General features: G+C 46.4%; 15 protein-coding genes and 1 pseudogene. 6 read left to right on the forward strand and 10 right to left on the reverse strand.

Going from position 1 to position 16091, the window contains the following annotated elements:
* The 3 genes from VIP81_RS05680 to VIP81_RS05690 form a co-directional block, all read right to left on the reverse strand.
* On the reverse strand, positions 1-243 hold a 243-nt coding region (locus tag VIP81_RS05680), incomplete at its 3' end, for an ATP-binding protein (protein ID WP_331957504.1).
* Positions 244-486: 243 nt separating this feature from the next.
* On the reverse strand, positions 487-2361 hold the full coding sequence (locus VIP81_RS05685; protein ID WP_331957505.1) for a M1 family metallopeptidase: 1875 nt from the start codon (positions 2359-2361) through the stop codon (positions 487-489).
* Between the two features lie 66 nt (positions 2362-2427).
* A complete protein-coding gene (locus VIP81_RS05690) occupies positions 2428-2634 on the reverse strand; it encodes a hypothetical protein (RefSeq protein WP_331957506.1) in 207 nt (68 codons plus the stop codon).
* Between the two features lie 177 nt (positions 2635-2811).
* On the opposite strand from VIP81_RS05690, the gene VIP81_RS05695 reads away from it, so the two are divergent.
* Positions 2812-5181: an ABC transporter permease gene (locus tag VIP81_RS05695; protein ID WP_331957507.1), complete on the forward strand. Its 2370-nt coding sequence runs from the start codon at positions 2812-2814 to the stop codon at positions 5179-5181.
* 55 nt (positions 5182-5236) lie between these two features.
* On the opposite strand, the gene VIP81_RS05700 is transcribed toward VIP81_RS05695, so the two are convergent.
* Positions 5237-6223: a GlxA family transcriptional regulator gene (locus VIP81_RS05700; RefSeq protein WP_331957508.1), complete on the reverse strand. Its 987-nt coding sequence runs from the start codon at positions 6221-6223 to the stop codon at positions 5237-5239.
* A gap of 133 nt (positions 6224-6356) precedes the next feature.
* Between VIP81_RS05700 and VIP81_RS05705 the strand changes: the two genes are divergently transcribed.
* Positions 6357-7202, forward strand: a complete 846-nt coding sequence (locus VIP81_RS05705) for a thioredoxin family protein (protein ID WP_331957509.1) — start codon at positions 6357-6359, stop codon at positions 7200-7202.
* A complete protein-coding gene (locus VIP81_RS05710; protein ID WP_331957510.1) occupies positions 7199-7519 on the forward strand; it encodes a hypothetical protein in 321 nt (106 codons plus the stop codon). Before VIP81_RS05705 ends, VIP81_RS05710 begins: the two co-directional genes overlap by 4 nt.
* Here the strand turns inward: VIP81_RS05710 and VIP81_RS05715 are convergent, their stop codons facing one another.
* Positions 7520-8038 carry a GNAT family N-acetyltransferase gene (locus tag VIP81_RS05715; RefSeq protein WP_331957511.1) on the reverse strand — a complete coding sequence of 173 codons (519 nt, stop codon included), beginning with the start codon at positions 8036-8038 and terminating at the stop codon, positions 7520-7522.
* A 234-nt stretch (positions 8039-8272) separates the two neighbouring features.
* Between VIP81_RS05715 and VIP81_RS05720 the strand changes: the two genes are divergently transcribed.
* The gene (locus VIP81_RS05720) at positions 8273-10699 is read left to right on the forward strand and encodes an ABC transporter permease (RefSeq protein WP_331957512.1); all 2427 of its coding nucleotides are present in this window, start codon (positions 8273-8275) and stop codon (positions 10697-10699) included.
* A 100-nt stretch (positions 10700-10799) separates the two neighbouring features.
* The gene (locus tag VIP81_RS05725) at positions 10800-11969 is read left to right on the forward strand and encodes a BamA/TamA family outer membrane protein (protein ID WP_331957513.1); all 1170 of its coding nucleotides are present in this window, start codon (positions 10800-10802) and stop codon (positions 11967-11969) included.
* Here VIP81_RS05725 and VIP81_RS05730 read toward each other — a convergent pair.
* Entirely contained in the window at positions 11966-12982 is a 1017-nt protein-coding gene (locus VIP81_RS05730; protein WP_331957514.1) for an NAD(P)-dependent alcohol dehydrogenase, read from the reverse strand. The genes VIP81_RS05725 and VIP81_RS05730 overlap by 4 nt on opposite strands.
* Positions 12983-13100: 118 nt before the next feature.
* Between VIP81_RS05730 and VIP81_RS05735 the strand changes: the two genes are divergently transcribed.
* Positions 13101-13469, forward strand: coding sequence for a helix-turn-helix domain-containing protein (locus VIP81_RS05735; protein ID WP_331957515.1), 369 nt, complete (start codon positions 13101-13103; stop codon positions 13467-13469).
* Positions 13470-13539: 70 nt separating this feature from the next.
* On the opposite strand, the gene VIP81_RS05740 is transcribed toward VIP81_RS05735, so the two are convergent.
* From VIP81_RS05740 to VIP81_RS05755, 4 genes and pseudogenes are all read right to left on the reverse strand, one after another.
* Complete coding sequence (locus VIP81_RS05740) at positions 13540-14022, reverse strand: hypothetical protein (RefSeq protein ID WP_331957516.1); 483 nt, start codon at positions 14020-14022, stop codon at positions 13540-13542.
* Positions 14023-14058: 36 nt separating this feature from the next.
* A complete protein-coding gene (locus tag VIP81_RS05745; protein ID WP_331957517.1) occupies positions 14059-15156 on the reverse strand; it encodes an AI-2E family transporter in 1098 nt (365 codons plus the stop codon).
* 151 nt (positions 15157-15307) lie between these two features.
* Entirely contained in the window at positions 15308-15694 is a 387-nt protein-coding gene (locus VIP81_RS05750) for a hypothetical protein (protein ID WP_331957518.1), read from the reverse strand.
* Positions 15695-15835: 141 nt separating this feature from the next.
* Positions 15836-16091, reverse strand: a pseudogene (locus tag VIP81_RS05755) (hypothetical protein); the annotation flags it as partial.

The following is a 16091-nucleotide window of genomic DNA, read 5'->3' on the forward strand; positions in this document are numbered from 1 at the left end:
TTCAATATAAAATTGATCTTCTCTTTTACACAGATTAACGTCCACCACCAATCCCAAATGACTAACTGCTTTATTGGGAATTTCATCCATTAGTTTTTTATAACAATCCACTCCAATGACTATTCCACTATCATCAACGCCAATCAGTAGTTTCCCCCCTTGTGCATTGGCAAAGCCACATATCCATTTAAGATGTTCATCCTTCCAGGACTGCTTGTACTCAATATTTTGATGTTCTGGCATAAAGATTATTTAATTAGAGAGAGAAATAAATCCAGGCCTGAGTAGTTATAGGTTTCCCACCAAGGCATAGCTGATTCATTGTAGGCTTGGCAGATCGTTGGATTAACTTGATACCACCACCTAACACTGCAAAATTACCTGCATTCCCCCCGCCACTTTACAATAAAATGTAAAGAAAAACGGAATCACAAAAAAGCCTCCAGATCTCACGACCTGGAGGCTCTCCAAAAATCTTCTCCGCCACTACTGCTTCCACACATTATCCTTCTCATTCGCATCCATGAACAAATTTCCATCCAGCTTAATTGCCTGTACATCCTTTGTGTAAGGCACATTCAGCGTTATTTCTTTTGCATTCGCCTTCCATACGGCCGGTGTTTGATGCACAGTTTTTGTAGTGCCATCTTTGAAAGTAATCACTACATCAAAAGGAATAGCGAAACCACCGGTATTGACTATACGAAGTGATGCTTTTTTGGCATTCAGTTTCACGTCTGTCAGGGTAAGATCTATATAGTTGTTGCTGAAGAACCAGTTATTCCAGAACCAGTTCAGGTTTTGTCCGGCAGCGGTATTGATAGAATAAAAGTAATCCCAGGGAATAGGATGTTTACCATGCCAGTTGTTCATATAGGCATGCAAACATTTTTTAAACAGCTCATCTCCGAGCATGTCTTTCAATGCGAGATAAGACAAAGACGCTTTTCCGTAGGAATTACTGCCGTAGCCCATCCCGCTCACCTGGTTGGACATAGAAATAATTGGCTGATCTTCTTCTGTGGAAGGATCGTGGGTATATCTGTTCACCCTGAATTTCCGGTAGAAATTATCTGCCGTTTCCTTTCCTTTTTCTGCGATACCGATCAGGTATTCGAAGGTGGTGGCCCAGCCTTCGTCCATAAAGGCATAACGGCTTTCGTTGATGCCCATATAAAAGGGAAAGTAAGTATGTGCTATTTCATGGTCCTGTACCAGCTGGGCAAAACTGAGGTCATTGCCTGCGGAGCCATCATTTACCATCATAGGATATTCCATGTCTGCATACCCTTGCACGGCAGTCATCACAGGAAATGGATAAGGTACACCCGGCCATTGATGAGAGAACCAGTTTAATGCATTATGAGAAAATGCGACAGAGTGATGAAAGTCTGCCGAGGAATCATTGTAGGCTGCCTGTATGCTGGAACGGCGCATGGTGCTGCTATCTACCACCACACTGGCGGCATCCCATACATAATGATTACTGGTAGCATAAGTAACGTCTGCAATATGCGTGGCACTAAATTTCCAGGTATTGTGCTCCTGTTGTTGGGTCACTGCTCCCTGCGCCATTTCCTGCCGGTTGGCAATATGCGCGGTGGTATCTGAAGTGAAAGAGCGTTGCAGGCGGTTCGCAATAGCCGGACGTAATACTTCTGTGGGATTTTGCAAGGTACCGGTACCCCATACTACAAAATTCTTAGGCACGGTAACGGCTACGTTGTAATCGTTGAAGTCACTGTAAAATTCTACCCGGTCGGTATGCTCTATACCATCCCAGCCGTTATAGTCGTCGTACACAGATACTCTCGGATATGCATACGCCATAAATGCGGTAGTACTATCTATCATGCCTTCTCTGCCACTCAACACCGACAAATCATAATGCCAGTTGATACGCAGGTGAATACTATCTTTCGCCGGTAGTGGTTTTGGCAATGCCACCCATGCTGTGGTGCCTACATCATTATTGAATTTTACTGGAGTTCCTTCAATCACCAAACCATCTATGCTTACGCCGTCCGTCAAAAAGTCTTTACTCACATAGCCGGAACGGGGCGCCTGAAATTTGTGAAGATTACAAATGAGCCGCAGCATCATTCCTTTCAGCGCATCCGGACTGTTGTTCACGTAGGTGATCGTTTCCACGCCCGTTACGGTTCTATTTGGCGGGTTCACCGAGAGTTCAATATTATAGATGCCTTTGTTCTGCCAATAAAGCTTACCCGGCGCGCCGCTCTTGTCTCTTGTCTGATTTGCATATGCCTGTTTAATATTACGGGGCATATACAATTCCTGTGCTGTTGCTATCGTGCTAACACCTAATAACAACAGCAGGCTATACATAATTCTGTTCATACTGGTCTGCTGATTTCAAGGGATAAAAATAGGAAAAGTCAATGGAAAGGAAGTACAAGTTACGGCTCAGAAAAAATAGGATTCTATTTTCTGTGCCAGTCGGGATAAAAATTCATTGGGAATATGATCATGGGAAGCCCTGAGTTTCCCGCTTTCATCGGGCCGGAAAGTGACCTGGTGGCTGTCTATCTCCACCATGTATGTTTTTTCCTTATCATTGCCGGGTAGTATATGGTAGTCTTTACCATCCAAATGAATGATTGCCTTTTCCATAGCAGTAATTTTGTAATGAAGTTAACTAATTATGCCGGACCGCTAAGATAAAAACGATCACTACGTGTACTAAAAACGAACATATTAACAATATAAACAAACTATAAATACATTTATTATCAAATAAATTATATCCGGTATAATTTTCCCGTTATCCTGGTTTCAAATTTCATAAGAATGCAGCTGTTAAAAATCACGTTCCGTAATCTGCTAAAAAACAAGGGGTATTCGGCGATTAATATTATTGGTCTTGCAGTGGGCATGGCTGTTACCCTTCTGATTAGTTTATGGATATGGGATGAGCTGTCATTTGACCACTGGCATGATCATCATCGCCGCATTGCACAGGTGATGGATGTACAAACCCTCAACGGAGAAAGCAATACCAGCGAGTCTGTTGCTATACCTTTGGCAGATGAACTTCGCAACAATTATGCAAATGACTTCAAGCATGTAGCGATACTTTTTCCCAACTTTACCCATGCGGTAGCAGTAGGTGATAAAAAATTATCCCAGTCGGGTGTATGGGTGCAGCCTGATTTACCGGAGATGCTGACCCTGAAAATGATCAGTGGCAAAAGAGATGCATTGAAAGATCCTTCTTCAGCGCTCATCACGCGTTCCCTGGCGAAGGCTTTATTTGGAGATACCGACCCTACCGGCAAAGGCTTCCGCCTCGATAACCGCACCGACTTGCAGGTGGGGGGCGTATTCGAAGACCTGCCACAAAACACTACTTTCCACGGCACACAGTTGTTTCTTTCCTGGGATAAAGCCATCAGCACACTTCCCTGGCTCAAAGATGCACAGACCCAATGGGATAACCGCTACTGGAAATTATATGTAGAGCTGAATGATCACGTAGATATCGACAAAGCCAATGCCCATATCAAAGACATTGCGCAAAAACATATCAAGGGAGGCACGGAAACATTATTGCTGCACCCTATGAATAAATGGCATTTGTACAGCGAGTTTAAAAACGGACAGGTTTCCGGCGGCAGAATAAAACTGGTATGGCTGTTTGGTATCATTGGCGCCCTCGTACTGCTGCTGGCCTGCATTAACTTCATGAACTTAGCCACGGCCCGCAGCGCCAAACGATCTAAAGAAGTTGGTATCCGCAAAGCCATAGGCTCTACGCGTACACAGCTGATCTGGCAATTTCTCAGCGAGTCGTTGTTGTTATCCTTCTTTTCTTTTGTACTGTGTATTGGCATCGTATATACGTTGCTGCCGCTGTTCAACCAATTAACGGAAAAGCAACTCAGCATCCCGTTTGCACAACCCTGGCTGTGGATAGCGATGATAGGCTTCACGGCATTCACCGGTCTGATGGCAGGCAGCTATCCTGCTTTTTACCTGTCTTCTTTCCGCCCCGTTAAAGTATTAAAAGGAAATGCAACGACAGGGCGCTTTTCCCTACTTCCCCGCAATACCCTAATGGTAGTGCAGTTCAGCGTATCTATTGCTTTGATCGCCGGCACGGTGATTATTTATCAGCAGATCCAATATGGCAAAAACCGGCCGGTAGGATATAACCGGGAAGGACTAATCAATGTGACCATGAGCACCGGCGAAATGTATGGCGCCCCCTATGATGCGCTAAGAAATGCATTGCTGGAAACCGGTGCAGTGGCAGATATGGCCAAATCTGATATTCCTTCTACGCAAAGTCCAGGCTATAATACTGAGGTGACCTGGAACGGCAAAACTGCCAATGCCAAAACACCCATTGGTGTAATTGGGGTAACGCACGACTATGGCCATACTATTGGCTGGCAAATCAAAGAAGGACGTGATTATTCGAGAAGCTATGCTACAGATACCGGCACCCTTATCTTAAATGAATCTGCCGTAAAACTCATGGGGCTTACACATCCGGTAGGAGCCGCCATTTATTTAAACGGGCAGCCCCGTATCATTACCGGTGTAGTGAAAGACATGATCATGGAATCGCCTTACGCGCCCATTGCGCCTACTATTTTCAGTCTGCAATATGGTATGATGAATGCCATGACGGTACGCATCAATCCCACCATGCCCATGCACGAAGCGCTGGCCAAAATAGCGCCGGTGTTTAAACGATTTAATCCGGGAGGTCCATTCGATTATACCTTTACAGACGATGCCTATGCACAAAAGTTTTCGGATGAAGAACGCATAGCCAGACTGGCTACCGTGTTCGCCGTACTTGCCATTTTCATTTCCTGTTTGGGCGTACTGGGACTGGCGTCTTTCATGGCGGAACAACGCACCAAAGAAATCGGTATACGGAAGGTATTGGGCGCGTCTATCGCCAATGTATGGATGCTCCTGTCAAAAGATTTTGTAAAGCTGGTTATCATCTCCCTGATAATAGCCGCTCCTGTTACGTGGTACTTTATGCAACAATGGCTGCAAAATTACCCCTACCACATCACGGTATCGGTATGGCTTTTTGTAGTGGCGGGCCTCAGTACCGTACTGGTTACACTGCTAACGGTCAGCTATCAGTCTACCAAAGCCGCGTTAATGAATCCGGTAAAAAGCCTGAAAACGGAATAAATGGGATTAAAGTGGCTGATTTAAATACTGTCTGTGCCGGCAAAAGATATCACATTCAATTGCTCAACTCTGATACTGCGCGGCAATACTTTTTCCGGTAGTCCTGTGGTGTTAAACCAGTAATGCGTTTAAACACCTGCCGGAAGGTTTTCAGATCGTTATAACCGGCGTTATACATCAGCGTGCTGATGTTCTGGGTATTTCTCTCCAGCTCTTTTTTGGCAGATTCAATCTTCACCCGCTGCAGGTATTCCAGTGGCGTATTTTGTGTGGCCACTTTAAAGCGACGAATAAAATTCCGTTTACTCATGTTCGCCTGTTCCGCAATTTGTTCTATGGAAATCTGCTGATCGTAGTGTTCTTCAATAAATGCCTGTGCCTTCAGGATGTCTTCATCTTCATGACGGCGTTGCCCCTGGAATACGGCAAAGTGCGCCTGATTAACCCGGTCCATATCAATAGAAAACATTTTGCTGGTCCAGATACTCACTTCCCGGCCGCAAAACTTCTCTATCAGGTATAACACCAGGTTCAGGGAAATAAAAGCGCCGCCGCTGGTATAAATGCCTTCCTGGTCTGTCATCACCCTGTCTGGCAGCACGTTGATATCCGGATACCGGGTGCGCATATCTTCCAGGGCCATCCAGTGCGAGGTGCATGACTTCCCTTTCAGCAACCCTGCTTCTGCCAGGAAGTAGCTGCCCAAACACAAACTGGCGATCTCCGTGCCGCAGGCGTGCATGGTGCGCAGCCAGTCTACCATTGCTTTGTTTTTGTGCAGCACCACTGTAGGATCTCCTTCAAAAGCCGGCGCCATAATGAGATCTGTCTGCTTTACCTCATCAATGGTTTTGTAACAAATAAACTGTGCCGGCATATGTAGTTGAATATTCTTCATCTTCTCGCTGACCAGCTCCAGGTGAAAGGCCGGTTCCCGGCCAGTCTCCACCATATAACGGTTCACTCCCAACAACATATCCATTACACTGGACACAGAAGATAAAATAGCGTCTTCGTAAATCAGCAAGGAAACTGTCTTCATGGTAATTCGTGTATGATACACTACAAAAATAATCTATTCCGCTGGCACAAATGCCCCCTAAATTAGGCGTGTTTGCACAGGTGAAATTTGCTTTTAACAAGGGAGATTTGTAAGACCTAAAATAATAAAAATCATGAGTACAAACGTAACGACTGGTTTTGCACATAAAATTGTTGAAGCCCGTCCCACACCCAAAGTAGTTTCTCCGGAAGAATGGCAGGCCGCCCGGACAAAATTCCTCGAAAAAGAAAAACAATACACCCATCTGCGCGATGAGCTTACCCGCGAACGGATGGAACTCCCCTGGGAAAAGGTAGAAAAAGACTATGTCTTTGATGGTCCGGAAGGAAAGGTAAGCCTGTCCGACCTCTTTGACGGCCGCAGCCAGCTGATCGTCCAGCATTTTATGTTTGGTCCCCATGAAACCATTGGTTGTGTAGGCTGCTCTTTCGCAGCAGATTCCATCAATGGTGTGCTGCCACACCTGGAGCACCACGACGTTTCTATAGCGGTGATATCCAGGGCGTCTTTGCCGGTGCTGGAGGCTTTTAGAAAACGCATGGGCTGGAACTTCAAATGGGTGTCTTCCGGCGGCAGTGATTTCAACTACGACTATCACGTATCCTTCCGGAAAGAAGACCTCGAAAAGGGGCAGGTATATTACAACTACGGCATTGTGGAAAATTTACCTACTCATCTGGAAGACCTGCAGGGTATCAGTGCTTTTTACAAAGATGAAGATGGTAATATCTACCACACTTATTCGACCTATGGCCGTGGTGGCGAATTACAGCTGACCACTTACAACTACCTGGACATTGCGCCTTTGGGCCGTAATGAAAAAGGGGAAAACGGTGATCTAACGGCCTGGGTGCGTCATCACGACAAATACGATGCGAAAGGACATGTAGATAATACAGGCAGATATCACGAAGATGAAACGGGTTCCTGTTGCCATTCCGAAGAAAAGGCATCATGAAAACAAATTGTTCCTGCGGTGGCGCTACGGGCAGCGACACCCGCAAAACAACGGTTGTGCAGACCACAGGTCCGCTGACATTCCGGCAACGTATCGTTAAAACAGTGCGGTGGTTATTACCGGGAATTACCCTCGCACTGTTGCCGAAATGTCCTATTTGTCTGGCTGCTTATGTAGCACTCGGTACAGGAATCGGGCTTTCTGTTACCGCTGCTACCTGGCTGCGGACAGGACTTGTGGTGTTGTGCATCGGATCACTCACTTACCTCGTGCTAAACAAGGTATTGTCGGCATATAAACGGCACAGACAAGGGTGATCATTGTCCCAGTTCAATATTAAACAGCATTAGTTCTGCCGTCTCACCGGGCGGCTGAATAGTGCCCTGTAAAGTAAATCCAGACCGCTCCAGCAGTCGCACCGACCGGTGGTTATCCGGTTGGGTGATGGCAAACAACCGGGGTAATTCCAGTTGTTGTTTTGTATAGGCCATTGTAGCCGTAGCGGCTTCATAAGCATATCCCTTCCCTTCTGCCTGCGGCAAAAAAGCAAATCCCAAATCGGGTTGCTCCAGGTATCTTCTCTTAAATAATCCACAAATTCCAATAGGATTTCCGGTTTCTTTCAACACTACTACCCACGCACCATATCCCTGTTCTGCGTATAGGCGTAACAGGTTGTTCATAATATACCGTTGCGCATCTGCGAGCGTTCTGATCTGCCGGTCGCCGATATACTGCAGCCAGGAGGGCGTATTCAGCAACTCCAGGACGAAAGTATCATCGGAGGCAGCGAACGTGCGCAATTGTAACCGGGGCGTTTCAAATAAAACTTTCATGCAAACATTTTATTACGACTCCTTACAAAGTATAATTTTCCGGTGAAGAGAACAAATAACCATCCCTTGTATAAGAATTTTAGGATTTATTTATCGATATCCTTCGCTCAGAATTGAACGCCCCTTGTGCAAAAACGGACAGTTTCTTACCTTGATAAATTATAATTCATTGATTTTTAAATCGTCTATTTCTGGCACTGCGTTAGTGCCCCCTGTTCCATACTCTAAATTAATATGCTCAAAAGCTACGTCCTTACTGCATTTCGTTTTCTTCAGAAAAACAGGTCTTTTAGCTTCATCAACATCTTCGGATTAGCTACAGGTACGGTGTGTTGTTTGTATATGCTCCTCTATGTGCGGGAACAGTACAGCTATGACCAGCATTATAAACAGGCGGAAAACATTTACCGCATCAACTCCTCGTTAAAAAGAGCGGGAGATGTGCACAACGCTGCCACTACTTCTCCCCCCATAGCGCCGGCATTAAAGAATGATTTCCCGGAAATACAGCAATACACCCGGATCTCCATCCCTATGTCGGATAACCGGCAGCTGCTGCATTACCAGGATAAAGCCCTCTATGTTACGCAAGGCGCCTATGTGGACTCTACCTTCTTCGATATTTTTACTTATCATTTTGTTAGCGGACAGGCCGCTACAGCATTGTCCGGCCCCTATACGGTAGTGTTGTTACAAAGCGTGGCAGAAAAACTTTTCGGCAGCACCGACCCTACCGGAAAAATCATCCGGATAGAAAATGCCGGTAGTACACACGATTTTAAGGTAGATGGTGTAGTGGATGAAAGTCTGGGTAAATCACATATTCAGGCGAATGTATTCTTTTCCATGAACAGCGGTGGCATCGGTGATTTCATCCTGCAAAATGATTCCTGGGCCAGCAATAACTTTGTGTCGTCTTATGTAAAGCTAAACCCTGCAAGCGATCCCGCAGCACTGGAAAAAAAGCTACCGGCCTTCCTACAGCAACACGGCGGGCAACAATTAAAAAGTATAGGCATGGAAAAAGTGCTGCACCTGCAACCCATACGGGAGGTGCATACCAGCACCACCTACGATCTGGGTCTGGGTAAAACGGTGAGTACCCGTTTCCTGTACCTGCTGCTGTTGATCGCCGTACTGATACAGGTGATTGCCTGCATCAACTTTATGAACCTCTCTACTGCGCGTGCAGCTAAAAGAGCAAAAGAAGTAGGCATCCGCAAAGTAATGGGTGCTAAAAGAAATGATCTTATCCAACAATTCCTGGGAGAATCTTTATTGCTATCGGCCATCGGGGTGCTGCTGGCACTGCCCCTGCTGGCATTGGCGCTCCCTTATCTGAATATGGTCACGCAGGCAGATGTAACCCTGGACCTGCTCAGCGATTACCGGCTGTGGTTAATGATCACAGCATTAATTGTGACCACCGGCCTCGTAGCCGGTAGCTATCCTGCCTTCTATCTTTCTGCCTTCAACAGCATTAAGGTGATGAAAGGAAATTTCAGCAATCAAATTTCCGCTGCCGGCATCCGTCGTTCATTGGTGGTATTTCAATTTGTATTGTCTATTGTGCTCATCACCGGTATTATTACTATTTACAGCCAGTTAAACTATATCAAAAGCAGGGACCTTGGTTTTGAAAAAGATCAACAACTGGTGCTCAGTTTTCATACCCAGGACGCCAAAAGCAAGATGACTGGCCTGGCAACCGCCTTACGGCAGCTACCGGAAATAAAAGCAGCGGGCATGTCTAACAACTACCCCAGTCAGTTTGTATTTAACGATATGCACATCCACACCGCTGTCACTAACGTGAACGATGCGGTGGAAACGCAGTATATGCTCACCGATGAAAAATTTTCTACCGCCATGGGTATACAACTCAGTGCCGGCAGGGATTTCCGGGCTGCTGATTCGGGCCGTGTGCTGATCAATGAAACCATGGCACGACAACTCGGATTGAAAACAGCTACTGCTCCGGGTCAGCGCATCTTTTCCCAGTCTGCCGAAGCGAGTACCCCTGTTAGTTTTGAAATAGCCGGGGTGATGAAAGACTTTAACTACAACTCCCTGCATGATAATGTACGTCCGTTCATGCTGATGTATGATACGGATCCTACTGACTTCTCCCATATTATCATCAACAGTAACAGCAAAAACTATAAAGCACTGCTGGGCAAAATTTCGGCTACCTGGAAAAGCTTTCTGCCCAATGTACCTTTTGAATATGTGTTCCTGGATGAAGCGGTACAACAGCAGTATGAAACGGAAATCACGCTTTCCCGCATCATCAACTACTTCACCCTCATAGCTATCCTGATTTCCTGTTTGGGTTTATTTGGTCTTGCCGCTTTCAGCGCCGAACAAAGGAAAAAAGAGATTGGTATCCGCAAAGCGCTGGGCGCCAGTGTAGCCGGCATCGTTAGACTACTGTCTGGCGATTTCCTCAAACTGGTGTTGATTGCTTTACTCATTGCCACACCTATTGCCTGGTATGCGATGAGTCAGTGGCTCTCGGCCTATGCCTACCGGATTTCCATACAGTGGTGGATGTTTGCCGGTGCAGGATTGCTCGCCAGCCTCATTGCCCTTGTTACCGTAAGCTTTCAGGCTATCCGGGCAGCACTGGTTAACCCGGTAAAAAGCCTGCGGGCAGATTAGTTTCTGATACCGGGCCGAACAAAAAGACAAACGGCATGTTTAATGAAATATAGAAAGACCATTGGTCAACTGGCTGATGGTCTTTTTAAATTTTCAGCCCGTGATCTATACTCCAAGCTACCAATATCGCCCCATCCTGTTTATCCTGTTATTGCTATGTATTTATTTCCCTGCCCGGGCTCAAACAGATAGCATTTCTCCAAAAACAGATAGCGTACCTCCGAAAAAGGTATCCAAATTTGATAAATTCAATAAAAAAGCGGAGGCGCTTTTTAAGATCATTCCGGTACCGCTCTACTCTTATACCACTGAGGCCGGCCATATTGTGGGGCTGGCAAAATATAACCTGCTGCATTTTTCAAAAAAAGATACCATCTCCAAACCTTCCAAGTTATCGGAGGTCTTTACGGTATCCAGCAATGGCCGGATCAATGCTTCCGTATCTACCGAAATGGTGCTGAAGGAAAACAAGTACGTGATCATGAGTTATGTCAACTATAAGAAGCAACCGGAATACCTTTATGGCATCGGCAATGATATTTCGGAAGACGTTTTCGAAGAAGTGCAATACAGCCGTTTCCAGTTTTCGGCCACCGGCTTGCGGCAGTGGTTTAAAAACTTTTATGCCGGACCGGCCATCACCATATCCGATTACTTCAGTGTGCAGCCGGACAGCAACAGCTTCCTGATCCGCGACAATGTTCCCGGGCTGGAAGGTGGGTTCTCCTTTGGTGTGGGTATTTCTACCGCCTTCGATAATCGTGATAGCCGTTACAACCCCTCCAAGGGCGCTTATGCCATTAGCACGGTGTTGTATCATCCTGCTTTTCTGGGCAGTGCTTACCAATATACCCGGCTCGACATAGATTTGCGCAAATATTTCAATCCCTGGCTGAAACATGTGATTGCCATACAGGCTACCACTACGTTTACGCATGGGGATGTACCTTTTTACGAACTGGCAGAAATGGGCGGCGACAGCAAAATGCGGGGCTATTACATGGGCGCCTACCGGGATAATGTATTGGTAGATGGACAGCTGGAATATCGTGCACCTATCTGGAACATTTTTGGCGCCACCGCCTGGGTGGGTACCGGCCGCGTAGCCGACAGCTACAGTGATTTATCGCTGGACGGTTTCCATCTTTCGTATGGCCTGGGCATACGGATTCGGGTAGACAGTAAAAACAATACCAACCTGCGTTTCGATATGGGCTTCGGGCCGGGCAACTGGCGGGGCTTCTACATTAATTTTGCTGAAGCCTTTTAAAGGCCGCTATGATCGATCACTACTTTTCCAAAATATTTGCCTTCCATGTAATAAGCAAATGCGGCTGCCGCTTCTCTGAAATGAAATACACGATCTATTACCGGCTGCAGATGATGTACCCGAACAAGGTTGATCATTTCCTGAAACTGCGCCTTGCTGCCAATTGCCACAGGTCTTAGGTTGACCATGCCGTACAGGATCAGGTTAATATTAAACAATACCGGTTCGTTGGCCACACTACCGATCATGGCTACTTCTCCTTCCATGCGGGCGGAGCGGATTGATTTTTCTGCCGTACCGGCGCCTCCTACTTCTACCACATGATCTACGCCTTGTCCACCTGTGAGGGCGCGTACTTCCAGGTGCCAGTCTGGTTGCGTCACATAATTAATCACTTCATCGGCTCCCAGTGCTTTGAGTTTCGCGGCCTTTTCCTCACTGGAGGTGGTGGCAATCACACGGGCGCCAGCCGCTTTCGCCAGTTGTAGAGCAAACAGGGACACCCCGCCAGAACCCAGTGTGAGCACGGTTTGACCAGCTACCAACCCCCTACCGCCAGTGAGTGCATTCCAGGCGGTTAAGCCTGCGCAGGGCAATGCGGCGGCTTCTATATAAGACAAGTGCGGAGGAATCTGCAACACGGCATCTTCCGGCAGCACCGCGTATTCCGTCAGCATACCATTCATGGAGCCTCCCAATTGTGCGGCGTAGTCTAATGCAAAAGGACCATCTACCCACTCCGGAAATACCTGTCCCACTACACGGTCGCCCACTTTCACGCGGGTAACAGCTTTGCCGATGCCCACTACTTCTCCGGCGCCATCGCATAATGGTACTACATCCGGTCTTACGGGTAACGGATAAAACCCTTTCAGGATCATGATTTCCCTATAATTGAGGGAGCTGGCTTTTACCTGGATCAGCACTTCGCGGGGGCCGGGAGTGGGAATGGTATGATCTTTCAACGTTAGTCCGGATAGTCCTGCGCCTAAGTTTACATGGTAGCTTTTCATAAATACTTTTTTTATCGTATATCCATGACGGATATGAATACAAATGTGCGCCGGTATCTTTACTTTTACAATAACGAACAAAAATGTTCGGATATAGTGAAAACGTAAAAAGTGCACTATGAGAAAGGTACAGTCCACCAATTTTGAAAACAGGCAGAAGATCATTGCCGCCTGCCCCATATCCTACACCTTGTCGCTTATTGAAGGGCGGTGGAAACCGATGATATTGCATCAGCTGTTTTCCGGCGTATGCCGGTACAGCGAAATAAAAAAAGCTATTCCTATTATCACAGAACGCATGCTCACAGCGGAGTTGAAGGAGCTGGAGCTGCGGGAGCTATTGCATCGCACTTCGTACGAAGCAGCGATGCTGAAAGTAGAATATCGTTTAACGGAACGCGGAGAATCACTGCGGGCGGTATTTCAGCAGTTGTGGCAATGGGGTAAAGCAGATAAAATTGTACATGTCACATCTGCATTACAATAATGCACTGTATCTGACAGGTTTGATGTATTCCGTGTGGTACCCGTGCAGCTGCCTTCACTGGCTTCGTCCATTACTCTTCTCCTGCCAGCCGGTTCAACTGTTGCTGGTAGTCATATTGCAGGTCTTCATGCTGCGCGGCAATCACCTTCCCTATTTTTTTGAGTTGCTGTTCATAGAGGTTATTTAATTGAACACTATAGGAAGATAGTAAACCTGCCAGTTTCATTTTAGTACAGAAATAGATCAGGAGTTCTGCTTCGGCTTGTTTGGAAGCAGTATAGCGTATATGCTTATTCGTTATCCGCAGTATTTTTCTTAACCGCTTTTTGGCGTGGTATAATTTATCGCCGGCCATTTCTGCAAACCCTCTATCTATTTCTTCTTTTACGGACTCCACATATCCTTGTTCGTTATGTGCTTCAAACATCAGATAGGTGAGCAGCTCCTTATTATCGTTTTTATATTTGGCCAGGCGTAAGCACAGGGCCGACAGTTCTGCCGGCGACAGTGTATTCAGTTCTTTCTTTATTTCGCTGATAGTAGCAGCTTTCATAATTTATTGATCGGATGATTCCCGCGAAGTTACTATCTATTCTGCAGCTGGCGTAGCCTCTTTACGTTCTGTACCATCTTTGCGTTCCAGCCAGGAATTAAAAATAGTATAGAACACCGCTACAATGATGGCGCCTTTAAACATGCCGGTAAAGCCCCAGGCAGCCACCCCACCTATTACCCCGATGAACAGCACCAGGAAAGGGAGTTTACCGCTTCGGGCAATCAGCACAGGTTTTAGAATGGCTTCTCCTACCAGGATGCCGGCGCCATAAATGGCAAGGAACACCGTCATGCCGGTATGACCTTGTGTGGCCATCCAGATGGTCAGCGGCACCCATACCACGAGCGGACCTATCTGTATCACTACCAGGAAAAAGATCAGGGCCGACAGTCCCAATGCAAAGGGGATACCCGCCACAGTAAGTCCTATCCAGGCTACGATAGCGGTGATAAATGCGGTGCCCATTACACCAATGGAAACACCTTTTACTGCCATGGTAGTGGCATTCAGCAAATCAGCGCCATCTTTACGGCCCAGCAAATGCTGCGCTGCCGCCCGGATTGGTCTGACTGCTTTTTCTCCCCCTACCAGGAAAAAGGCGGAGACAATAATCCCAATGATCAGCTGTACCGCCGTACCAATAATACCAGCCCCGCTGCTCACGATATGATTCAATACCAGTCTTATAGGCTGTTCATGTGTATTCAATGTTTCCTTGGGGCTCTCCTGCATATGCAGCCAGAAAGAATTAATTTCTGCTCCTATATAAGGTAAGTTTACTACCCAGGCCGGTAACGGCGGCAACCCATTGTCCCGTACATCCCTTATCCAGTGCAGCGAATCCCGGACATGCGCACTCATCTCCGCAATGATATAAGTAACGGGCAATGCAATGATGGCCACCAGCGCAATAGCGTATAAGGTAGCTGCCAGCTTTCTCCGACCACCCAACCAACGTACCATCCGCTCAAACAGCGGATGAAAAGAAACGGAAAAGATCAGTGCAAAAGTGAGTACCCCGAAAAATAAATGCAATACCTGGTAGAGTGCCAGCAGTAACGCCAGCAGTAATAACAGTACCAGGATGGACTCAATCATGTTTCGCGACGCTGGCCGGAGGTGGTTGTTCATACCAGGATTTTTTAAAAACAAGGAATGGCTTACTTCATAAATATAAGATTCCTTATTTAGTTAACCGGCAACTATCTCCACGTTTCGGAGAAATGGCGCCACCGTATTGGGTTATCTTCACCCCACTACCGCTCGCCCACCTTTGTTAGCGTCAGAATGATGACAACGACAATTTCATAAACTGCAACACTTCTTCATTCACATCTTCCGGCAGGTACATCCGGAAATGATGGTTAAACTGATGGGCATCTCCCGGTACCTGTGCTATTTTCTGGAAACATAAATTATCCGGATAGGCTTTTTTGAAAGGGAAAACAATGTGCACAAAATTCTTTCCCAGTTGTGTTATCCAGGCAATACGGTGATCGTTGATACCTATACCCAGCATAGATTTGGTAGGATACAGATAGATCTGCTGCTCCAGTTGTTGATACTGTTGCAGCAAGTGATGCAAGAGGGCGAGTGTAACGTCGGATTTTCCGGCGATGAACGCTTTAGTCAGCGGATCTTTGGAGGTGGAGAGGATAGATGTGGGCATCCCGTTTTTTGGGAAGCAAGGTAGGAAAAAAAGCAAATAAGGGGAACCCAATCCGTACCCATTAACAGAAACTCGCGGATACGGTACTCCTCTACTAATTATTACGGGGGTAACAATTTCGGCTTATTCAGCGTTCATATCTTACCTAATCTCCCCTTGTCCCAAAATGTTCCGCCCTTCATCAAAAGTAAACTTCGTCCCAGCTTTAAAATGACTATCATCTATCATTCCCTTTATAAAAGTAATCTCAACATTACCTTTTGAGCCTGGAGGAAAATAGTCTGAGCTTATGAGTTTAATAGTACCCGATATTTTTGTTCTCGCACCTGGAAAATTAAACAACGGCCTATAGCCACTATTAAAGGGTGTTCTCCGTGATTGGTTATCTAAAAATAAT

This window comes from Chitinophaga sp. (assembly GCF_036566945.1).
GTDB lineage: Bacteria > Bacteroidota > Bacteroidia > Chitinophagales > Chitinophagaceae > Chitinophaga.